The 22,307-nt window shown below is 45.8% G+C and carries 23 protein-coding genes; 15 read left to right on the top strand and 8 right to left on the bottom strand.

Annotated features, from left to right (window positions below; genetic code table 11):
* Positions 1 to 6: 6 nt before the first annotated feature.
* The gene (locus R8N47_RS09895; RefSeq protein WP_053349354.1) at positions 7 to 1,377 is read right to left on the bottom strand and encodes an L-serine ammonia-lyase; all 1,371 of its coding nucleotides are present in this window, start codon (positions 1,375 to 1,377) and stop codon (positions 7 to 9) included.
* 131 nt (positions 1,378 to 1,508) lie between these two features.
* Here R8N47_RS09895 and R8N47_RS09890 point away from each other — a divergent pair, with 131 nt between their 5' ends.
* A complete protein-coding gene (locus R8N47_RS09890) occupies positions 1,509 to 2,351 on the top strand; it encodes a YdcF family protein (RefSeq protein WP_064354507.1) in 843 nt (280 codons plus the stop codon).
* Here R8N47_RS09890 and R8N47_RS09885 read toward each other — a convergent pair.
* Positions 2,341 to 2,997 (bottom strand): hypothetical protein, encoded by a 657-nt coding sequence (locus tag R8N47_RS09885; RefSeq protein ID WP_005374025.1) that lies wholly within the window; start codon positions 2,995 to 2,997, stop codon positions 2,341 to 2,343. The two genes, R8N47_RS09890 and R8N47_RS09885, sit on opposite strands and share 11 nt — an antisense overlap.
* A 249-nt stretch (positions 2,998 to 3,246) precedes the next feature.
* Positions 3,247 to 3,513, bottom strand: coding sequence for a DUF333 domain-containing protein (locus R8N47_RS09880; RefSeq protein WP_005374023.1), 267 nt, complete (start codon positions 3,511 to 3,513; stop codon positions 3,247 to 3,249).
* 277 nt (positions 3,514 to 3,790) lie between these two features.
* Here R8N47_RS09880 and R8N47_RS09875 point away from each other — a divergent pair, with 277 nt between their 5' ends.
* A complete protein-coding gene (locus R8N47_RS09875; RefSeq protein WP_005374021.1) occupies positions 3,791 to 4,309 on the top strand; it encodes an NUDIX hydrolase in 519 nt (172 codons plus the stop codon).
* Between the two features lie 434 nt (positions 4,310 to 4,743).
* Here the strand turns inward: R8N47_RS09875 and R8N47_RS09870 are convergent, their stop codons facing one another.
* The 4 genes from R8N47_RS09870 to flgA form a co-directional block, all read right to left on the bottom strand.
* Entirely contained in the window at positions 4,744 to 5,490 is a 747-nt protein-coding gene (locus R8N47_RS09870) for a lytic transglycosylase domain-containing protein (protein ID WP_054579235.1), read from the bottom strand.
* The gene (gene flgN / locus R8N47_RS09865) at positions 5,471 to 5,908 is read right to left on the bottom strand and encodes a flagellar export chaperone FlgN (RefSeq protein WP_005374018.1); all 438 of its coding nucleotides are present in this window, start codon (positions 5,906 to 5,908) and stop codon (positions 5,471 to 5,473) included. Before flgN ends, R8N47_RS09870 begins: the two co-directional genes overlap by 20 nt.
* Positions 5,909 to 5,928: 20 nt before the next feature.
* A complete protein-coding gene (flgM, locus tag R8N47_RS09860) occupies positions 5,929 to 6,210 on the bottom strand; it encodes a flagellar biosynthesis anti-sigma factor FlgM (RefSeq protein ID WP_005374016.1) in 282 nt (93 codons plus the stop codon).
* Positions 6,211 to 6,345: 135 nt separating this feature from the next.
* Entirely contained in the window at positions 6,346 to 7,143 is a 798-nt protein-coding gene (flgA, locus tag R8N47_RS09855; RefSeq protein WP_047102793.1) for a flagellar basal body P-ring formation chaperone FlgA, read from the bottom strand.
* Between the two features lie 77 nt (positions 7,144 to 7,220).
* Here flgA and flgB point away from each other — a divergent pair, with 77 nt between their 5' ends.
* Genes flgB through R8N47_RS09795 form a run of 12 tightly spaced genes read left to right on the top strand, consistent with a single transcriptional unit; the run spans position 7,221 to position 17,211 of the window.
* Positions 7,221 to 7,583, top strand: a complete 363-nt coding sequence (gene flgB, locus R8N47_RS09850; RefSeq protein WP_005374013.1) for a flagellar basal body rod protein FlgB — start codon at positions 7,221 to 7,223, stop codon at positions 7,581 to 7,583.
* Between the two features lie 2 nt (positions 7,584 to 7,585).
* A complete protein-coding gene (flgC, locus tag R8N47_RS09845) occupies positions 7,586 to 8,020 on the top strand; it encodes a flagellar basal body rod protein FlgC (protein WP_005374012.1) in 435 nt (144 codons plus the stop codon).
* Positions 8,020 to 8,703, top strand: coding sequence for a flagellar hook assembly protein FlgD (flgD, locus tag R8N47_RS09840; RefSeq protein ID WP_005384410.1), 684 nt, complete (start codon positions 8,020 to 8,022; stop codon positions 8,701 to 8,703). The genes flgC and flgD overlap by 1 nt, the downstream gene beginning before the upstream one ends.
* 27 nt (positions 8,704 to 8,730) lie before the next feature.
* Positions 8,731 to 9,927, top strand: a complete 1,197-nt coding sequence (gene flgE, locus R8N47_RS09835) for a flagellar hook protein FlgE (RefSeq protein ID WP_005374010.1) — start codon at positions 8,731 to 8,733, stop codon at positions 9,925 to 9,927.
* 12 nt (positions 9,928 to 9,939) lie between these two features.
* Positions 9,940 to 10,671, top strand: coding sequence for a flagellar basal-body rod protein FlgF (gene flgF, locus R8N47_RS09830; protein ID WP_005374009.1), 732 nt, complete (start codon positions 9,940 to 9,942; stop codon positions 10,669 to 10,671).
* A gap of 24 nt (positions 10,672 to 10,695) precedes the next feature.
* A complete protein-coding gene (flgG, locus tag R8N47_RS09825; protein WP_005374008.1) occupies positions 10,696 to 11,481 on the top strand; it encodes a flagellar basal-body rod protein FlgG in 786 nt (261 codons plus the stop codon).
* Positions 11,482 to 11,513: 32 nt separating this feature from the next.
* Positions 11,514 to 12,185, top strand: a complete 672-nt coding sequence (flgH, locus tag R8N47_RS09820; RefSeq protein WP_017635111.1) for a flagellar basal body L-ring protein FlgH — start codon at positions 11,514 to 11,516, stop codon at positions 12,183 to 12,185.
* Complete coding sequence (locus tag R8N47_RS09815) at positions 12,170 to 13,306, top strand: flagellar basal body P-ring protein FlgI (protein ID WP_086026720.1); 1,137 nt, start codon at positions 12,170 to 12,172, stop codon at positions 13,304 to 13,306. Before flgH ends, R8N47_RS09815 begins: the two co-directional genes overlap by 16 nt.
* A gap of 10 nt (positions 13,307 to 13,316) precedes the next feature.
* A complete protein-coding gene (locus R8N47_RS09810) occupies positions 13,317 to 13,865 on the top strand; it encodes a rod-binding protein (protein ID WP_064354508.1) in 549 nt (182 codons plus the stop codon).
* The gene (gene flgK / locus R8N47_RS09805) at positions 13,866 to 15,239 is read left to right on the top strand and encodes a flagellar hook-associated protein FlgK (RefSeq protein WP_005374000.1); all 1,374 of its coding nucleotides are present in this window, start codon (positions 13,866 to 13,868) and stop codon (positions 15,237 to 15,239) included.
* 13 nt (positions 15,240 to 15,252) lie between these two features.
* Positions 15,253 to 16,152 carry a flagellar hook-associated protein FlgL gene (gene flgL / locus R8N47_RS09800; protein WP_005373998.1) on the top strand — a complete coding sequence of 300 codons (900 nt, stop codon included), beginning with the start codon at positions 15,253 to 15,255 and terminating at the stop codon, positions 16,150 to 16,152.
* A gap of 18 nt (positions 16,153 to 16,170) precedes the next feature.
* The gene (locus R8N47_RS09795; protein WP_042523339.1) at positions 16,171 to 17,211 is read left to right on the top strand and encodes a flagellin; all 1,041 of its coding nucleotides are present in this window, start codon (positions 16,171 to 16,173) and stop codon (positions 17,209 to 17,211) included.
* 88 nt (positions 17,212 to 17,299) lie between these two features.
* Here R8N47_RS09795 and R8N47_RS09790 read toward each other — a convergent pair whose 3' ends face one another.
* Positions 17,300 to 19,963 carry a DUF2339 domain-containing protein gene (locus R8N47_RS09790; RefSeq protein ID WP_054576171.1) on the bottom strand — a complete coding sequence of 888 codons (2,664 nt, stop codon included), beginning with the start codon at positions 19,961 to 19,963 and terminating at the stop codon, positions 17,300 to 17,302.
* Positions 19,964 to 20,403: 440 nt separating this feature from the next.
* On the opposite strand from R8N47_RS09790, the gene R8N47_RS09785 reads away from it, so the two are divergent.
* The gene (locus R8N47_RS09785) at positions 20,404 to 22,203 is read left to right on the top strand and encodes a sodium:proton antiporter (protein ID WP_318070288.1); all 1,800 of its coding nucleotides are present in this window, start codon (positions 20,404 to 20,406) and stop codon (positions 22,201 to 22,203) included.
* Positions 22,204 to 22,307: the final 104 nt, after the last annotated feature.

Here is a 22,307-nt window from a genome sequence, read left to right as displayed (position 1 = left end):
TTGCCATTATTCGCATGGCGGTGCCATATGAATGACAGCTAAGCCCCCCAAAGAGGTTTCACGGTATTTTTTATTCATATCTTTACCAGTCTGATACATGGTTTCGATTACTTTATCTAACGAAATTAAGCATTTACTTGTGCGCTTTAATGCCATACGCGATGCATTAATCGCTTTCATTGCTCCCATGGCATTTCTTTCAATACAAGGTACTTGAACCAAGCCGCCAATCGGGTCACAAGTCATACCCAATGAATGCTCCATCGCAATTTCCGCAGCAATACAAATCTGCTCGTTACTGCCCCCTCTTAGCGCTGTTAAGCCAGCGGCAGCCATGGATGAAGAAACCCCAACTTCTCCCTGACACCCCACTTCTGCACCAGAAATTGACGCGTTAGTTTTATATAAGATGCCGATAGCGCCGGCGACTGCGAGAAAGTCTTTTAGCTGTTTAACATCGAGCTCTTTGATGAAGCGATGGTAGTACATCAATACCGCCGGAATCACCCCTGCTGCACCATTCGTTGGAGAAGTGACGACTTGCCCTCCTGCTGCATTTTCTTCACTAACCGCAAAGGCGAAGAGATTGATCCAATCCATGATCTCCATCGGATCGTTTTCAACTGCAGCGTTGGCTTCGAGCTTTTTCAAAAGGTTTGGTGCTCGACGAGTGACATTTAGACCACCTTCCAAAATCCCTTCCGTGTCGAAGCCACGTTGCATGCAGAGCGACATCACTTTCCAAATTTGCTCTGCTCTTTGGTTGATTTCTTCGTCTGAGCGAAATGCGAGTTCGTTTTGGAGGATCATGCCTCCCAAGCTGAAACCGTTCGTCTCGGCTTTTTCCAGCATCTCATCTGCGGATGTAAACGGAAATGGTACTGCGACCTCATTTTGTTGCGTGCCGTTCTCTAGTTCGTCGGCGGTGGCGATGAATCCGCCCCCAATGGAGTAATAAATTTCAAACGCTACTTGATCTCCAGCTGCGTCTAATGCCGTAATCGTCATACCATTTTCATGCAGGGGAAGGTTGTCGCTATGAAAGACGATGTCATGGTCGTAGCTAAACTCAATCTGGTGTGTACCGGCGAGCATGAGCGTATTATTGTCTATGGTATTTTGTAGCGCACTTTTGGCACTGCTCATTCTGATGGTATCAGGTTTATTTCCCATCAAACCAAGGACCGTGGCTCGGTCTGTATGGTGCCCTCGACCTGTCAGTGACAATGAGCCATAAAGGTCCACTTGCACCCGATGCACTTTCGCCATAGAGTCGCTAACTAGCTGAGTGAAATGGAATCCGGCAAGCATAGGACCATTAGTGTGGGAGCTGGATGGCCCGACACCAATTTTAAATATATCGAAAATCGACAGCATAATTGACTTCCTTTAGCAGTGAACCTTTATAAAGGTCTCTAGAACAGTGTTGTTAACTAGATGTTAAAGCTTGTGGGTCGGGAGTGAAAGAAGATTTTTGTAACACTGCCAACTAAGCGCGAGATTTTAAAATGAAGTTAGACAACATCGTCATCGTTTTAGGTAAACGCCTCGTCAATAACAGGTTGACCTCTGAGGGCATAACAAGAGTCGAAGCTTTGTCTTGTAGGACTGCATCACTACCGACAGAGCAAACGGCGATTATTTTTTGTGGCGGAGTAACGCAAGGACAAAGTGTTTCTGAAGCAGAGGCGATGTACGCGTATTTTAGAACCCTAAACGCAGACTCTGTGAATCCGTTCCCTGAACGTCATATACTCTTAGAAACGGAGTCGTTGAACACGTTTCAAAACATGCGTTATGTTTCCCAAGTTTTGTGCAAAAGTGGGTTGTTCGAGTTATGGTTGGGGCATCCGGTTGAGGTTATCTTGCTGTCTAATGACTACCACCTCGAACGAATCATTGATATCCAGAATTTGATGGATGAGCAAGGCTTATTACGAGTACTTAAATCCGATTGCGAATCCATGGGGGTGACCCTCAATATTCCACTGGATATCAGCAAACATATTAGCGTGCCATACCCACATAAAGGGCTTATGGCGGAGACATTCTTGCTACTCGATGAACTCACAACCTACCGAGTTTATTTAGAAGGGGTCAAGCATGGCGTATTTTTCCGAGATTTATCAATTGTCCGAAAAAAGCCACTTATGATCGCAAGAGATACTATTCACAAATTGCTCTCTTTACCGCTCGATAAAGAGGCTTTGCAACATATTGAAGAAATGAAAAAGGCCGTCGAAATGACGGCCTTGGATGAATCTGTAGGTGCTGCGGAAAAGGCATTAAGTATCTTCCATCCGATACTGACGGCATTGAACCGTCGCTTTGACCCAGAGTCTATTCATTAAGCTCGCGTTTTGTGCGGACGGCGCTTAATGCGATCAAACAGTAGCAAAGCAGTTCTATACCTTCTTCTGAGATATTTTTAACATCACGGATGTAATTTTCGTCCATCACTTGTTGCCAAAAACTACCCATACCATACAAACGAGAGAAGACTAATAATAGCATTACAGCACCAACTAATAGCTTCATATGTGGCACCGTTAAAATAGTCGCCATTTCGTTCATGGTACCTTTACCACCTTGGTAAGCTTTGGCGCAAGCCAGTGCGGTGACAGCAAGTGCTGGGAAAACCCAAGAGCCATGATGAATCATGTCTGTCCAATAGTCCGTTTCGCGAATAATCAGTACTGCAAAAAATCCTGCGATCAAAATAGCCGCATGCTTTAGCTGAGGCTGTTGTTTCGATAAGCTGAAAAACGACCATGATGCAATAGCAAGCATCACAAGCTGGAGCGTTTCTGTAACGGAAAGCTCGCCAAGGCTTGAACCCAACACGACATAATCAAGACGAAGACTAAGGTTAACGAGAATACTTATAGCGACAATCATCAAGGCGTTTAAACTCGATTTATAAATAATGCGCTTTGATTTTTCAGTAACAACGTTGCTTGGGGCTGACTCGGCTTCTTTTACTATTTGTGTTTTCATCTTGCTCACCTGTCCCAGAAAATGTGGAAGAAATGTGAATTAGTGTGATCTGTGTTTGGAATTTTATTGTCCAAGTGGAAAGTTATGTCAGAGGAATGTCAAGAATAGAACACTGTTCGATATAGGGTCGATGTGCGGTAAAGTCAGAGATATGTAAAAACAACGTAAGAACACTTTGATAAATCAAATAAAAAAGGAGCCCAAAGGCTCCTAAGTGATAGAGGGAAGGTGACGTATCGACAAAAATAATTAGTAGTTGTCACCCTCATTTTCTTTGTGATTCTCGCGATAGTATTCCCATTGCTCGACGCGCTCATTGTCAGACAGCACACAGTAAGTGACACGTTCGCCGTTTTCCGACACGGTATCCAGCTCACCACCTTGCTGAACACAGTATACGGCTGCGGGATTTGCAACGGAGGTATACTCAGTTGAGCGGGTCGCTCCCTCGTAAGTTGAACAACCAGCCAGTACCAATGTTGCAGCCATAGCCATCATTAAATTTGTCTTTTTCATTCTTTATCTCCGCATGGGGTGGGCGAGTATTGTATTGATTATAGGCAACTTTAAGAGATTATTGTCTTATCGATGTTAAAAGTAAGAGGGACGTATAAGAATTTAGATATTCTCATTTATTGCTGATTAGCACGTCACACTTCTGTTCTTGGCGTATTGTTGTGAAGGTCATATCAATCACTTCCTGACAAGCGCTCGAACGTACTTGGCCTACAACAATGATTTAAAGTGTAAAATTCGGTAATATGCGCACAAAACATTGACCGTGGTATTTTCGATGAGACATTTAAAATCGACCGTTCATCCAGACATAGAGCATTTGGATGACAAAATTGTTTTTCAGCGCAATGCAGCGCGAGCCATTGTACTTGATGGTGAAGATGTGCTGTTGCTCTATACAGAACGTTACCATGACTACACGCTACCAGGCGGTGGTATTGATGATGGTGAAGATGTCATTGCTGGATTAGTCCGTGAATTAGAGGAAGAAACGGGCGCCCAAAATATACATGGTATTAAGCCTTTCGGAATCTTTGAGGAGTTTCGTCCGTGGTACAAGGATGACGCTGACGTGATGCACATGGTGTCGTATTGTTATACATGTAAAATCGAACGTGAGCTAGGCGAAACGGCGTATGAAGATTACGAAGTTAAAAATGGAATGCGCCCGGTATGGATGAACATTCACGAAGCAATTGCACACAATGAAAAAACGATGGCAGAAAGCCCGAAAAAAGGCATGAGCATTGAGCGCGAAACGTTTTTGCTTCAGTTGATTTCTAAAGAATTACTATAAACAGCTAGCTTGCATCATTACGACTTAGCTTCTGTTGGCGCTATTGTTGGTAAAGATTTTAGAGCAATAAAAAAGTCCGGACTCCCCCCCGGAACCCGGACTTATTCCAGACGCGCAAGCGAAGCGTCATCTTGATATGTTAGATTTGTTTCGAACTATGAAAACAATAGCTGTTTTACATTTAGTGTGTAAATAATTATTAGGTCTGACCATTGGTTTTCATGTTTTTTGCAAACGCAATGTGACGCATATCTACCCAATTGCCAAGCGCAATTGGGGCGCTTTTTAGTAAACCACTACTCTTTCTTATCTTTGAGATACCTTACCTCAACTTTTTTGCACACGTTTGCATAGAGATCACGAGTTTTCAAATTCGCCGAACAGGATCTTGTAATTTTACGTTTCTCTGACATTGAGCTCTGTCGTAGCTTTTATCACAAATTAACTAGCGGAGGCAGTCGGCTAAAGTCGACCAGCGGTTGTGAAATCATAGGAGCGTCTGGAGCAAACAAGAGTAAAGGTTGAAATGATGAGGATTGTAACTGACCGATATCTATCAACTTTTCCAATGCATAGAAGCGGCTGACGTATTGACGAGTCTCGTTAGGCAGCGTGAGTTGTTGGAAATCTCGACTTCCTGCTCGCTGAATAGCACGTGCAACACGTCCTTCTCCGGCATTGTATGCAGCTAAAGTGAGAGCCATATTTTGATCGAATTTGTTGTATAAAAACGCCAGGTACTTGAGCGCGGCCGTTGTGCTGGCTTCTGTGTCAAAGCGATCGTCTTGTTTTGTATTTATCGTTAATCCGAATCGTTTCGCTGTGGTTGGTATCAATTGCCAAAGTCCGGCGGCGTTAGCATGAGAAACGGCTTTGGGATTGTAAGAAGACTCTAACATTGGCACTAAGGCTAGGCTATTTGGTAATGAGTGGTTTTGAAGCTGTTTGAAAATGTGGTTAATTACCGGTTTGGATGAATCGAGACGCTTGGCAATTTGTGGCTTGTATGGGGCTAATACTTGATACTGCGTTTGAATATCGACAGCATTTGGTTTTGCCTGGCATGTGAATGGAAGGTAGGACAGAAAGGCAATAAAAATAAAAAGGCCTACAGTACTCAGCCGAGATGGCGACTGAATCTGTAGGCAAGACGAACATCGTTTAGAACGATTTATCTTCATAAGTGTGTTGCACAGGTTGTTTGAGTTGACTGACCAACTCATGGAACGCCGCAGAGCTGTGGCCATTGCTCTGATTGTATTGTTGGCACTGACTTACCAACGTTTCCAATAGCGCCCATTGTTTTCTAGCTTGCATACCTATTTGGGCAGGCAAAGCATTGAAAATTCGTTTTACGCTGGCGTCATTACACGCTAACCCCAGCGCTCGCATACACTGGCTTCTGTCATTGGCGGAGCGGCTGAGTTTATTGAGTATCGGCATTTGTTTTTGAACATTGTCGTTCAGTGCCTCTCCATCAAACTTTAAGTACAATACCTTTTGCTGCTGAAGCAAAGGAAGTAGTTGTTGATAAAGCTTAATATCCTCAGATATAGAGCGAACAAATTGTTGAATTCGCTGCGATACTGCGCTTGCCATGATGTCTTCCTAGCGTTTTATTACTCGTGACCTGTATGGAACTGCATGATTGCCTTGGATAGCACTTTTGTATCTAGGCTAAGTTCACCACGCGCTAATGCGTTGCGTACTTGTTCTACTTTTTCCATATCAACATCAGGTAGTGATGCCATTTCAGCTTGAGCGCGATCTATCGCTACGGTATTCGCTTGAAATGCAGGCTCGTGTACTTTGCTCTGTTCGACGACGTCGACAGGCTGTTTGCTTGCTTGCTGTAATTTTGTTTGTGGGACATGACCGCCCGCGACTTTGTCGATTTTCATGCTGTGGTCCTCATCATCATGTTCTAAATTAAGTAGGCGGTTAGAATGTGATAAACATTAAATATTTTTTTGTACTCGAAGTTCAGTGTTACTGACGAGAGCCAAAATTAAAAAATGTTACCCCGAGTCAAAAAATCAAAATTGAGTATGAACCTGGTTTAATCCAGTTACGACTGCTCTTATGACCTTGCCCGAACTTGGGTTTTCCACGTCAATTTGTTGCCCTTTCGCTCCATCTTCTAAGGCGACTCCTTTTGTGCTGGCACTAAATCCATTTTTGCTCGCAATGACTATGACTTCATTGCCTTTCTCGATTAGAGGTGGGGCCGACAAATTGGATGGATTAACCACTTGTCCAGCCCGCAAACGACGAGAGGTTTCTAAGCCTACTGCTTGCTCGGGGCGAGTATAAAAATCGTCTTGGCGAGAGATGGTTCGGGTTTCAAGCTTTATGTGTTTAGCCGTTACGACTTCATTTCGGCCAACCGTGGTTGTCGCGACCAAAACAGGCAGAGTCAGCGAAGACTTTATCGTAACGTTAATTCGCCATGGTGATGCGATATTGTCGCAGCTGACTGAGCGCTTGAGGTTACCGACTGGCAACGTGTTGTTGTCACGACCTGTGATAACTAAAGGAGATTCACATTCTGGCAAGTGATTGGCTGAACCGGGCACCCACATGTCGAAGTCTAGTTTGTACTCCCCCCACTGATTGGAGAGCGCTACGCGATCCACCTCTTGTTCGAAATCCGTTGCTACAACGGACCTTATCTCTTCAACGCTTAGGGTTTTGTCATTGGTGTTGGCGAATGCTTGTTCTGATGTCAAAGCGAGTAACGTCAGCATTATTGTTGAGGAAGTGGACACTTTCCTCTTGTTTTTAATGCTTTCCGAGAACCGGAAGTTTGGCTTCCATCCTTGTTTGTAAATCATTGATATATATAGCTATTTTTTATGGCACGTATCTTGTTTGTATGTTGGCGTATTCGAGCCAACTGTAAGGAAGATGCATGGCGATCACATTTGAAAATGCTTTAGGAGTACATCCAGAGGCACTTAATTTTCGCGTTCAGCGTACCAAAGTCCTCGCCAGTAACCTAGCAAATGTTGACACCCCTGGGTATTTGGCGAAAGACCTAAGTTTCACCACCGTAATGAACCAAGTAACGGCAGGTGGTGTGAACAAACCGGTGCCAAAGTTCCAGGTTCAGGCCCAATACTCGGTGCCTTACCAGAATAGCAAAAATGGCAACACCGTAGAGCTTGGTGTTGAACAAGCAAAATTCACGCAAAACAACATGGACTTTCAAACTAGCCTGACGTTTCTCAACATGAAATTTAATGGCTTAGCGAAAGCGATTGAGGGACGTTAATTATGTCATTCACTGATATTTACTCGATCACTGGTTCCGCGATGACAGCACAAACTGTGCGTCTGAATACGGTAGCCAGTAACTTAGCAAACGCAGATGCAGTATCTGCAAATCCAGAAGATGCTTATAAAGCGCTTAAGCCAGTATTTGCGACTGTGTACCAAAAAACGCAAATGACAACAGAAAATGGAGCTTATCCCAATGCAGAAGTTCGCATTGTTGACGTTGTTAAAAATGCTGGAGATGCAGAGAAGCGTTTTGAGCCGAACAACCCACTGGCTAATGATGAAGGCTATGTGTTTTACCCAGATATTGATGTAGTTGCTGAAATGGCAGACATGATGTCCGCAACACGCAGCTTCGAAACGAATGTTGAAGTATTAGCCAATGTAAAAAGTATGCAGCAAGGTCTGCTTAGATTAGGGCAGGGCAGCTAATGAGTATTGCACAATACACCCCTTTATCGTCTGACGCTCCAGTAAATACAAAAGCAAAAGACAGCAACGGTATCTCACCAAACCCTAAAGACATGAACAGCGCTTCTTCATTGGAGAATGAGTTTATTTCTTTGATGGTGGCTCAAATTCAAAACCAAGACCCACTTAATCCCCTTGATGGTACGGAATACGTTGGTCAATTGGCTCAGTTCTCGCAGGTACAAAGTACCGAGAATATGTCTAAGACAATGCAACAGAGCATGGTGTTACTGGACAACATGCAAGTGCTATCAACAGCGGGCCTTGTTGGGCAAACGGTTTACGTCAATGCGGATGAATTTCAGCTTGGTGAAGACGTACAAAACGGAAAAATCGAACTCGCTCATAGCTCAAACCAAGTCACGTTAGTTGTTAAAGATGAATTTGGTCAATCAACTAAAGTGCCACTAGGTGCTCACGGCAAAGGTGACGTCGACTTTTCAATTAATCCTGAAGAACTTGGTCTTAAACCAGGCAAATACTCAGTGGCCGTAGAAGTGCAAGAAGGGCAAGCAAGTCCAAATGTGCTGATGGCAGGCACTGTTGAGCAAGTGCGCATTCCTAATACCGGTGGCGCAGCATTAGTCAATGTCCATGGCGTTGGCAACGTTCCTTTCTATCAAATCACTCAGTTTGGTGCTTAACCAAATACGGAAATCAGAGGTCTATTTATGAGTTTTAACATCGCACTAAGTGGTCTGGACGCGACCAACACAGAGCTAAACACAATCAGTCACAACATTGCCAACGCATCAACGTATGGTTTTAAAGGTGGCCGCACAGAATTCTCCGCTGTATATAACGGCATGCAACCTGGTGGTGTGGAAGTCGCGTCAATTTCACAGAACTTCGACAAAGACGGCAGTATCACAGGAACTGGCCGTGCGATGGACCTAGCTATTAATGGCGGTGGCTTTTTTGTTACTAAAGATAATATGGGTCAAATGTTGTACACACGTTCAGGTGTGTTCTCAACGGATAAGAACAACTTTGTTACGGCTAACAGCGGTGCAAAGCTTCAAGGTTACAGTGTCGATAGCAACAACAACCTAATGACAGGTTCTGTGGGTAATATTCAGGTATCGACTTCCTCACTGAATGCTAAAGCAACAGACAGCTTAGATTTTGTTGCGAACTTCGACGCAAGCGCGTCTGTTATTGATAAAGCCGTAACGCCATTCAATCCAAAAGATCCAAGCTCATTTAACTCGTCTTACACAACAAAAGTCTACGACTCACTGGGTAACTCGCACACGGTAACTCAGTACTTTACTAAGACTGCTTCTAACTCGTGGGAAGTGAACGTTCAAGTAGATGGCGGTACGACGCCAGTAGCAACTGTGCCTGTAACGTTTGGTAAAGACGGCTCGCTTTCAGCACCAACTGCGCCGTTTAATGTTTCATTCCCTGCTGCAGGCGCGAACGCGATGAGTGTAGACATTAACCTGAAAGGCAGCACGCAATTTGGTGCAGCTTTTGGCGTAAGTACTAATAGTCCTAACGGTTACACATCAGGTGAACTTGCAGGTGTACGCGTTGAAGGTAACGGCATGGTTTACGCGACTTACACTAACGGCCAATCACAGCTACAAGGTCAGGTTGTTCTTGCTGATTTTGCAAACACACAAGGCTTAGCGAAAGTGAGTGGAACATCATGGACTCAAAGCTTTAGCTCAGGTGCTCCAATTATGGGTGTTCCGGGTTCAGGTACGATGGGTGACCTAACTCCGGGTGCATTAGAAGGTTCTAACGTTGACTTAACCAGCGAGCTTGTTGCTCTAATGACTGCACAACGCAACTACCAAGCAAACGCAAAGACAATTTCTACCAGCGACAAGCTTACTCAAGCTTTGTTTAACGCGGTGTAATGGGAGTTTTGCATGGATAGTTTGTTATTTACGGCAACGTCGGGTGCCAGCCGAGTTCTTAAAGCGCAGCACGTTCGTTCAAACAACTTATCAAATGCTGATACTGCGGGTTTTCGAGCGGATATGGAGCGTGTGCGTAGTGTAGAGATGCAAGGCCCAGGTTTTGATGGTCGCACTATGGTTGTGACCAACTCTGCCTCAACACGTTTCGACGCTGGCGATATTGTGAAAACAGGACGTCCGTTGGACGTTGCGGTTATGGGGGAGGGATATCTCTCTGTAGAAACCCCAGCGGGTAACGAAGCTTACACCCGTGCAGGCAATATTCAGGTCGATACTTTTGGCGCTCTAACAATCAATGGGTTCCCTGTCCTCGGTGACAATGGTCCTTTGGTTGTGCCGGATTATCAAAAGATTGAAATCAGCGAGCGTGGTCAAGTCTCAGTGATCCCACCAGGTGGCGGCGCAGAAATTGTGGCAGGCACTTTGAAGTTGGTTAAACCGGAAATTAATCAACTGCAAAAAGAGAGCGATAGCTTGCTGCACAGCGTAGATGGCGTGCCATTCGCGGCAGATGAAACCGTGCAACTCTCTCCTGAGCACATTGAGGGCAGTAACGTATCTGCTATTGATGAATTGGTTAGTGTGATGTCGCTGACGCGCAACTTTGAAATGCAAGTTCGCATGATGAAAACGGCGGAAACTCTAGCAAAAGCTGGTAACAAATTAATGGCGGCGAGCTAAGTCTCGCCCCGCAAGGAGTAAAAAATGCATTCAGCATTATGGGTAAGTAAGACAGGCATGGCAGCGCAAGACACGAAGATGACTGCCATTTCTAACAACCTAGCAAACGTAAACACGGTTGGCTTTAAGCGTGACCGAGTCGTATTTGAAGATCTTTTCTACAGCATTCAGCGTCAACCAGGCGCACAAGTAGACCAAGTTAACGAACTACCAAGTGGTATTCAGCTAGGTAGCGGTGTTCGCGTTGTTGGCACACAAAAAGTGTTCACGCAAGGTAATACCCAAAACACAACGCAAGAGTTGGATCTTGCTGTAATGGGTCAGGGTTTCTTCCAAATAGAAAACTCGGACGGACAGATCATGTATACACGTAATGGTCAGTTCCATCGAAACTCAGAAGGCTTAATGGTGAACAGTCAGGGCCTGCCTTTAGAGCCTCAAATCCAGATCCCAGACAATGCGGTCTCTTTCTCTGTGGGTGTTGATGGCACAGTGACTACAACAACAGCAGACGATCCAACACCTCAGCAGCTTGGTCAAATTACACTTGCAAAATTCATCAATCCAGCCGGCTTAGAGGCCATGGGTGGCAACTTATTCCGTGAAACGGAAGCCAGCGGTCCAGCTGATGAGCTGATTGCAGGAGCTGATGGCGCCGGCATTATCAAGCAAGGTGCACTGGAAGGGTCAAACGTACAAGTAGTAGAAGAGATGGTCGACATGATCACCACTCAACGTGCGTATGAGATGAATGCGAAAGTGGTCTCTGCTGCAGATGACATGCTGAAGTTTGTTTCGCAATCAATGTAAGTATGAAATTGGTGATGATGAAGGAAAAAGCAATGAAATGGCTTTCTAAGAGTTGGGCAGTAGCCGCCGTGTTGCTGGTGGGATGTGCTGGCCGTCAGGAATTTATTCCGCCTGAGCCGAATGCTGAGGAATATGCACCACCAACGCTCGATTACACGCTGCCGGAAACCCAATCTGGTAGCCTTTATCGTCACCAATACACGATGACTCTGTTCCAGGATCGTCGTGCTTACCGAGTTGGCGATGTATTAACGGTTCAATTATCAGAAGAAACCTCATCGAGTAAAAATGCGGGTACTAAGTTCGGTAAAAGTTCAGCAATTAACTTTGTGGCGCCGACCATAGGCACGAAAACTATCGATGAGTTAGGGGTTAGCGTGGATGGCAAACGTAACTTCGATGGCAGTGCATCAAGTTCACAAGGCAACAAGCTTCAAGGTGCCATTACGGTAACGGTACACGAAGTATTACCTAATGGCGTATTGCGTATCAGCGGTGAAAAATGGCTTCGTCTGAATCAAGGCGACGAGTTTATTCGTCTAACCGGTATCGTCCGTGTGGATGATATTAACCGCAGTAACCAAGTTTCTTCTCAACGAATTGCTGATGCAAGAATTACCTACGCAGGTCGCGGAGCGCTAGCTGACAGCAACGCAGCCGGGTGGCTAACTCAGTTCTTCAACAGCCCATGGGTACCTTTCTAATGAAGACAATGCAATCTTTCTTTATGTCTCTCCTATTGGTGTTGACCTTGGGACTACCAGGCACTTCACGTGCTGAAGCGGAAATTCCGATCATGGACTTGGTCGATGTTCGCGGCATTCGAGAAAACCAACTGGTTGGTTATGGTTTGGTGGTTGGCTTAGCCGGCCAAGGTGACCGAAACCAAGTGAAATTTACCTCTCAATCTATTACCAACATGCTACGTCAGTTTGGGGTTCAAATTGATGACAGTATGAACCCTAAGCTACGAAATGTGGCTTCTGTGAGTGTGACAGCGTCCGTTGATCCAATGGCAGGCCCAGGACAAACGTTGGATGTGGTTGTGTCTTCAATCGGTGATGCAAAGAGCCTTCGCGGTGGTACGTTATTGCTAACGCCTTTACGTGGTATTGATGGCGAAGTGTACGCGATTGCGCAAGGCAACGTGGTTGTGGGGGGCTTATCTGCAGAGGGGCGAAGTGGCTCCAAAGTAGAAGTAAACACACCAACGGCGGGTCGCGTTCCGAATGGTGCGACTTTAGAGAGAGAAATCAAAACCGATTTCAACCAACGTGATGAAATCACCCTAAACCTGCGCAAGCCTAGCTTCACTACAGCAAAAAATATTGCGCGTGAAATTAACAACACTTTTGGGCCTAACGTTGCAGTTGCGATCAATAAAGCGCGCATTGATATGCGTGCACCAAAAGATACACAGCAGCGTGTCGTCATGATGTCGATGCTTGAAGAAATGAGCGTCGTTGAAGGCCGTAAACCTGCTCGTATTGTCTTTAACTCTCGCACTGGCACCGTAGTGATCGGTAAGAGTGTCAAAGTGAGTGAAGCAGCAGTAAGTCACGGTAACTTGACCGTGCGAATTTCTGAATCACAACAAGTTAGTCAGCCTAATGCGTTTGCAAATGGCGATACGAAAGTCGTTAACCAAACGGACCTTGATGTGAATGAAGATCTCGCTCAGATGGTGATTTGGCCTCCAGGCACGGAACTTAACACCATAGTTAATGCGGTAAATAGTTTAGGTGCCACGCCTACAGACTTGATGTCTATCCTGCAAGCTTTGAGTGAAGCAGGTGCATTGAACGCTGAATTGGTCGTGATATAAGGAGTTAAGGATGAAGCTAGACAGTACCAATGAACAAACTCAGTTAAATTCGATGCTTTATCACGACAATAGTGCATTGGCTAACATCAAGCATAGTCGTGATCAAGAAGGCGCACTTGAAGTCGTCGCAGGTCAATTTGAGGCAATGTTCCTACAAATGGTGTTACGCCAAATGCGCAGCAGTAGTGATGCTCTTGCTGATAAAGACAGCCCGTTCGCCAGTCAGCAACAAGGGGTATTCCGTGATATGTATGACGGTCAACTGGCGATGGAACTAGCAAAGAAACAGAGCTCAGGCATTGCCAATATGCTCATCCAGCAGCTGAGCCCGTCTATGCGTGAGGTTGCTTTCGATGCTGCGCGCAACATCTCATCCGCTAACGATGGTAAAGCTTCGAATTCTGAATCTATCTCACAAGTAGATTCTAAAGAGGTGGAGAAGAATTCAAGCCTATTTAATACCGCTTCTCAAGGCGTCGCCTCTGTTAAACAGGTATTCGGTGAGGCCGGTATGACTACCGCGTTTTCTCAGCCGTTGATCAGAAAAATGGAGCTGTAAATGAACCTAGTTAATATTGCCCTTTCAGGTTTAGGCGCGAACCGTGTGGCCCTAGACGTAACCGCGCAAAACGTGGCAAACGTGAATACCGTGGGTTACAGTCGTCAACAAGCGTTGATGGCGTCTGTCGATGATGGTAAAGCCAATCGCTTAAGTCCAGGTTTAGGGGTAGAAGTCACTAGCATTCGCCGCGTTACTGATCAATTTCTGATTAAGCAAACGTGGTCGACTAACAGTATGGCGGCATACGCATCTGGATACACCAGTAACATGAGTCAGCTGGAGAATACGCTTGGTGCCGATGGTTTCAGTATATCGGCTGGCTTGGACTCACTAAACGCCGCGCTTAACGATGCGACCGTTAAGCCAGAATCCATACCCTACCGCCAGCAGATCATTAACGAATCTGAAGCTTTGGCCCGCCGTTTTAATACGCTTACCGAGTCTTTATACAATCAACATAAAGACATGAGCGACCAACGTAATGCAGCGCTTAACCACGCGAATAGCCTTATGGAAAATATCGCGAAGGTGAACAAGCAACTGGTAGAGATGCAAGGTACAGGTGGTAACCCATCACAGTTAATGGATGAACGAGATAGGTTAATCGGTGAGTTATCTCAAACCATTGAAATCAAAACAACACAGCAGCATGACGGCAGTGTTCAGGTCACACTAACCTCTGGTCAACCGCTTGTGATGGGTACGGACCATGGCAAACTGGAAGCCATTCCTGACCCGAGTGATCCTTACTTGGCGGACTTACACGTCACGTTCTCGAATCAAAGCTTTGCGATTGGTGACTCGCTTGGTGGCAAATTAGGTGCGATTAATGACTATCAAACCGAAGTGTTGAAACCAAACCAACTGGCTCTGAATGACATGGCGAAAGCTCTCGCGGATGAATACAACGCCGTGCTTGCGACTGGCAAAGACTTAAATGGCAACCCAGGTAAACCTTTGTTCAGCTATGACCCAGCAAACCCTGCAGCCAGTTTGGATATTACCAAGCTAACTCCAGATGAGCTTGCGTTCTCAAGTGATGGAACACCTGGTAACGCAGATGCGTTGCAATCATTGATCGAGTTAAGCAACAAGCCAGTGGCGGTATCAGGTTACGGCTCAGTAAGCTTGAACGATGCCTTTAGTTCAATGGTGGGTCAAACCGCAATTAAAGCACGCCAAGCTAATGCTGATTATCAAGCGAAGTTAGCCATGAACAAGCAAGCGCACGCAGCTCGCGATAATGTTAGTTCCGTAAACAGCGATGAAGAAGCGGCTAACCTAATGATGTTTGCTAATGCGCACAATGCCAACATGAAAGTGATCAGCACAGCAAATCAACTGCTCGATTCTATTCTGCAGTTATTCTAAGAGGAAAGTTTAGATGCGAATTAGTGACAATCAATTTAGTCAAATGATGTTGCACAGCTTGCAGAGCAATAGCGCGGGATTAGGCGAAGCTCTGCAACAGATGTCTACTGGCAAGCGCTTGACCAAGCTGTCTGACGATCCAATGGCTTCGATCAAGTTGCTTAACTTAGACCGAGAAACCAGTGCGATTGCTCAGTACAAAAACAACATTGAAAACGTAAAAACGACGCTATCGAGTCAAGAAACCCATTTAGATTCGATCAAAGAAAGCTTAAAAAGCATGCGAGACATCGCGCTTTGGGGTGCGAACGGCTCTCTTACTGACGAAAGTCGTGGCGGTATGATTACAGAGCTTAAGAGTTACCGTGACTCTATTGAGTCGTCTTTTAACGCGCAGGATGAAGAAGGGCACTACCTTTTCTCTGGTACTAAAACGGATACTGCGGCTGTAAGTAAAGCGAGCGGCAGCTACGTAATTGAAGGTAATAGTGACAAGCGCGTAGTAACAATTGCTAAAGGTGTCACGATGGATTCCAATATGACTGCAAAAGAAATATTGGACCTTGGGGGAGGCCATAACGTGCTTAACCAAATTGATGCGCTGATCAAAGAGTTTGAGAGCCCTACCGCCAACTTCAGAGCTGAAGTTGAGGCGAGTATCAGCGCTATCGACGATACTTTTTCAAACGTACTAGGGACCATGACTGAGATTGGTGGTCGACACAACAACTTAGATCTTGTTGGTGGCGCGCACAGTGAAAACAAGCTGTTCGTTGACAAAGTATCTGGAGACCTCTCTGCTCTGGACTATGGTGAAGCGTCGGTACGATTGAGTAATTACATGGCCGCTTTGCAAGCAACGCAAGCAAGCTATGTGAAGATCGATGGTTTGTCGCTGTTTGACCGTTTATAAGGTTAGGAAGTTCTTTTTATGGTAATGAGTACAGTAGAGGTTAGACCCCATAGCATACGCTTAGGTGGACAAGAACAAGCCTCTATCATGCCGACCCGTTCTGCAGACTCAAGTACGGCAATTAAACCGCGCCCGGCGCAAATTCAGGCTGACACTGCGTCAGCCTACTCTGTATCTGGTATTCAGCTTACGCAGGGTCAGCAGCAAGCCACGGCGGTTCAGATCGCGTCCAAATCGCTGCAGGTGATTGGCAAAGAGCTCACGCAAATTAAACGTGGTTTGACGCAAGCTGTGAATCAAGGCGTACAAAATGTTCCTAGTTTGCAGGATACATTGGTTCGCTCTAAAGCCACCATCCAAAAAGTCGTTGAGCAAGCACGTTTCGATGGCCAGAAAGTCCTAAATAACGAACTGCACTTAAAACTGGATAAAGCGGACATTCGTCGCTTTTCTATTCCAGGTTTGAATGTTCATCGCTTAAGCGACAAGGCCGAGCAAATCCGTTTGGATTTTCCTCAAGGTCAAGCGGTGATGATTCAGTTTGATGGACAATCAGACGGTGAGCGAACGGTCAAAATGCTGGATCGCAGCTTGATTGCGTTAGGAATGCGAGCCTCATTAGCCGATGATGGCAGCATTTTATTTGAAGCCAGAGACAACGCTTATCAACAAATGCAGCAAAAGGTGATGGTAACGGGGGAAGGGCACCGATTCCCTGCGGGGCAGCCTAACGTTTTGAACTTAAAGTCTGAGCCAGATGGTATTGCGGAGCTCGGGTTTGATTTAGGCTCACGCGACGGCATCAAGCAGACGATTGCCAAAGTAAATCAGCATCTGAAACAAGTTCAAACGAGCTTGCAGGAGGCGAAAGCTTTTCATGGTGAACTGAATACTCAAATGCGTTCTATCCAAACCAAAACCGCACAGCTTTCAGTCAATGAGGTGAATGCAAAACTGGATGGATTCATGCAAAAGTCTGGCGAGTTTACTTCGACTTTTCAGGCATTGAATGCGCAAGCAAACGTGCGTCGTCATACCGTGGTCGCTTTACTGAAGTAACGAACACTCCAATGATTCCCGGCTTTACACTGTTATCGTCCCCCAATAACGAAAACAGCGCACTGTCGGGAATCTCTCTTTGACTCGTCTAGGGCTCGAGTGCTTTTGCCACCGAACGATTCAATTTCTGGAATAGCCATCCAAGTGCTATCAAAGATGCACCTAAGCCTAAGAAGCTTATTGCTCGCCAGAACCCATCCAGAGAGCTCACATCCCATAAGAATACTTTCAGTGCGACACCGGCAAGGACCACTAGACCGACACGCTGCATCATCAGCCCCTGTTGGGTCACGCCGCGCCAAGTCAGCAATCCACCTACGAGCAAGCCAGCCACTGAATAACTGAACAACTCTGCCATGCTGGTTGGCTGATACAGCATCATCGATGTGGTTTGCCAGAATTGACGGATAGACATCCCCAACCAAATGGCTGCAAGTAAAAAGCCTAGACTAGCAATCGCAAATCGATGAACTTGCAACGTATTCCAGCGTTTAAAGGTTGCGATAAGCAGGATGCAAGCTGGTAACAGCCAGCCGATACTCAGCATGTTAAAGATGGGAAGTGCTTGTGCCGAGACGTTATCAGTCACCAACGGCGATTCTGCCGTATTAAGCAAAATAATCAATATAGCGAACGCGCACCAAAGCAAGTAACTATAGATTTCGTAGATACGGCTTAAGCGTTGCGCAAATTGGCTCCGGTAGCTGTATACCAAACCCATAACTAATGCTTGATTGGCAAAGACTGCCGCACTTGTGAAGTCGATGTTCCCCAAGTAACCATATTGCCCCGTTAACCAGTAGTTAGTTTGGGTGAACAATGCCATTAAGAATACATGTAAAAACGCCCCTTCAAACCAGTTGGTCAGTTCTCGGTCCACTTGTTTTAGTGTTGAACGAGCATAAGACAAGATGAAGAGAGAAGGCAGATAACTCACCAGAACCCAAGCCCAATGCCCAGCTTCTACCGGTTGCCATTCGGGTATGAAAGGTAGCAGCGTGAGTCGGATAACCAGTATTCCCATTGCCACTTTAATCGCCCAACTCGCAGGTCGAAATAACCCGACTTGAGCCTGTAAGGCCATTATCGCAACTTGTATTGAGATTGCTGTTGTTAACCAAGTATCACTCAACCAAACAAAAGCGATACCTACGATTAAAGCATGCATAACGGCAGAGCATTCTAATGCCAACGAACGTGCACGCTGACCAAGCACAACGTAGTAAGTGGCCATCAATGCGCAGAATGCAGTCCAATACCACAGGTAGCCTTGCATAAATTCGTCAATATAAAACAACGTAATTAAGCTCATCGCGGGAGCCAGTACCAGCAGAAGCAGCCCACTGAGTTGCGAACGGTCACTAAGTGATTGGCAATATGTTCGATAGCAGATCAGCGCAATACTCACCGCCAATGCGAATAGGATGCTAGCTTCTCGCTCTAACATATACAGCGCATTAAAAGCGATGGTAAGAACAATCAGCGCGGTTGCTGAGACGAGAATGGATGGCAAAAATACACGTAATGACCAGCCTGTACGAAGTGCTGGTAGCCAGATGATCGCAACAAGCAGCGTATAACAGTACGCCATTTGTAGAGTGTTCAGATCCGGCATTCTGGTGACGGCAGAAAAGGTCAATAAAGCAGTTGCGAGAGCGGTAGCGGTCGGCGAGTTTGTCCACTTGCTTTGATAGTGACGAAAGCGAGGATTGAGCATCCAACCCATTCTCGGAACCGCGAAAATGAGATACAAAGTGATGGAGAGATAAATCGCGAGCCACGAGAACAACAGTTCTGTTGGTGTACTCTCAATCAACAGCAACATCCAAATGACATGTGGAATCGCGATACTTGGCGTAATCCATGACCTACGCACTTTTTGCATCAATAAGGTCGCCGCGAACGAAATTGCGCAGATGTATCCGGCTAACAAAAAGTAGTTGGGTTCATTACCCCCAATCCACAGTGGTGCTGTGTAGCCACCAATTAAGCCAAGCACGGCCATTAACGGCCCTTGTCGCAATGATAATGCTAAACTGAAAAATGCCGCTGAAGCCAAGATGATCAACGAGATACTCGGCGTTAGCATTTGATAAACCACAAAGGCAAAAATGACGGTGCAGTAAATGCCCGTTAATCCCGTACCGGTAACAGCAGCAGGAACATACGTAAAGCCTTGGGCTCGTGCTGCCCGTTGCGGATTCTGTTGTTCTTTACGGTGAAACCACTCGCCAACAAGCACCATAAGTAATGAGATCACAAAGGCAAAGGACACTCGCATAAATGGCGAAAACTGGATGTGACTACCAATCACCTGTACGAGATAACCTCCACCGATCAGCATGGCCAATGCGCCTACCCAAACCAACCAATTTTCTTGAATGTTGCTAAGCAGGCTCTGAACTTTACTCTGAAGGAATGACTCATTTTCTTGACTAAAAACATCCAGTTGCACTTCTCTTGTCTGGGCGTACCCTTGATTCGCAGCGCTCTGGTCCAAGTCTAGGTTGGCAGCTGGATCATGTTCCCCAGAGGATGAGACATTTTTCTGTGGTGATTCTATGTGAGGTGACGTCGCTACAGATGGTGTGTCTTTTTCGATGCTGGATTGTTGGTGCGCTTGTGGGTTTGAGCCCCCATGGACACTGGCTCGTAGTGATGTGACTTCCTCACGAAGTTTGGTTAGTTCTTTTTCTAAAAGTGCAGCTCGGTTGGCGGCTTTCACTCCGATGAGGATGGCGAGACACGCCATGAACAGTGCTAGTATTACGTACAATCCATTTCTCCTTGCGTACGTCGCGTGACCCACGATTCTTAACTTTGAGCACTTACGCTAAAGCTTAGTTCATGCTCTATGCCTTAGCCTCATATAGTGCTAGGTTCCGCGCTTTCTTTAGAAATCATTCTACATAATGAAACTCAATGCGTAATGATGAATTCGACAAAGTCGCACACTTGTGTGCCACTTTAAGACCTGATGAACAAAAATGAGTCGTTAAGTCATTGGGGGTCAACTATATTCATAGTTCTGATGCGATCGCCAAATGACTTCAAACATGTGCGTTTCGTAGCGATGTCATCGAAGGTCAGTCGTTTGATTTGCACGTTCGGTTGTTTCTATCTGACCGTAAGGCTGAATGTATTCGGGTATAGCGCATTCACGCGAAAAAAGACAAAAACAGGTAATTATTGATGCAAGTGGGTAATGAAGCGCTGGTGCTGTCAGCGGTTGGGGTTATTGGTTTAGGTTGCCAATGGTTAGCTTGGCGATTGCGTTTGCCAGCGATTTTATTTTTGTTGTTGGCAGGGCTGATCGTCGGGCCATTTATGCAGTGGTTAAATCCTGATGAGATATTAGGTAATTTGCTCTTTCCGTTGGTCTCTTTGGCGGTGGCAGTGATTTTATTTGAAGGCAGTTTGACCTTAAATTTTAAAGAAATTCGTGGCGTGAGTGGTTCGGTATGGAGCATTGTTTCCATCGGGGCGATCATTTCGTGGGCGGCGACCAGTATCGCAACACACTATTTCCTCGGCTTTACTTGGGAGCTTGCCATGTTGTTCGGCAGCTTAACCGTAGTAACAGGGCCGACGGTCATCGTGCCACTTCTACGAACCGTAAGACCTAACAGTACGCTTGCTAACATTTTGCGATGGGAAGGGATTTTGATTGACCCGCTCGGTGCGCTTTTTGTTGTGATGGTTTACGAGTTTATCGTATCTCACAGCGCGATAAATAGCGTCGAAGTGTTTGGGACGATCATTGCTGTCGGCGTCATGCTAGGTGCGGCCTCAGGCTATGCAGTTGCGACGATCATGCGTCGCTCTTGGCTACCGGAATATTTGCAGCCATTTGCGGTTTTGATGGTGGTTCTAGGTGTATTTTCGGTCTCTAACCACATTGAGTCTGAAGCTGGGTTACTAACCGTCACCGTAATGGGTATGTGGCTCGCAAACGCTAAAGACATCAATATTCAGCAAATTCTGCACTTTAAAGAGCATTTAACCATTTTACTGATCACCGGATTGTTCATCTTCCTTGCGGCTCGAATCAGTCTGGATGATTTTGCTGCGCTAGGTAGCGGTGCGTTATTGTTGTTTGTATTTATGCAGTTAGTGTCGCGTCCGTTATCGATTTTTCTTTCAACCTTCCGCAGCAACTTGCGTCTTAAAGATAAGCTGTTTTTGTCTTGGGTTGCACCGCGCGGTATTGTTGCTGCTTCGATTTCGTCTCTTTTCGCGATCAAATTGACCGAATACGGCATTGATGAAGCGATTTTACTGGTCCCTATGACCTTCATGGTGATTATAGGAACGGTCGTGTTACAAAGTGCGACGGCACGTCCTGTAGCGCTGACGTTGGGCGTTGCAGAGCCAGCACCACGCGGCTTCTTGTTGATTGGTGCTAACCGAGTAGCAAGAGAAATAGGGCAGGCGCTGGCGCGTTATGACCGTCGCGTATTAATGACTGACTCAAACTGGGAGTACATCAGTCAGGTTCGTATGTTGGGACTGGATTACTATTACGGCAACCCTATTTCTAGTCACGCGGACGACAACTTGAACTTGATAAGAGTTGGACAAGTGGTTGCATTAACGCCCGATCAGCATTTCAACATTATGGCTTGCATGCAATTCGTCGACGAGTTTGGGGAAGATAAAGTTCACTGCTTACAAAAAGTGAAAACCAACGGCAATGGCAGCGAGAAGCACTCCGTGGCTCAGGAGTACCATGGTAAATTGCTGATGGGCGGCAATGTAAGCTATACCCAGCTAGCCAGTATGTTAAGTCGTGGTGCAGAGGTTAAACACACGAAATTGAGCGATAACTTCACGTATCAAGATTATTTAGCGCATCACAAAGGTAGTTCAGTTGTACCGCTGTTCCATGTAGAAGAAAAAGGAAAAATTCAATTCTGTGATGATCCCGAACAGTTTGAACCAACGACGACAAGCACTGTTGTGTCGCTAATTCTGTCGGACAGCGTAAAGTAAACTACAGAGCAATGTGATCCATTTGCATCATGGGTATCGTACGCTGATTATCTCAATTTGAAGAGAAACTTGCCGGCTTGTTTAAAACGGAAAGCGAGTTTCTT

It is taken from the genome of Vibrio sp. 2132-1, from assembly GCF_033344315.1.
This window is presented reverse-complemented; position numbering and strand designations above follow the sequence as displayed.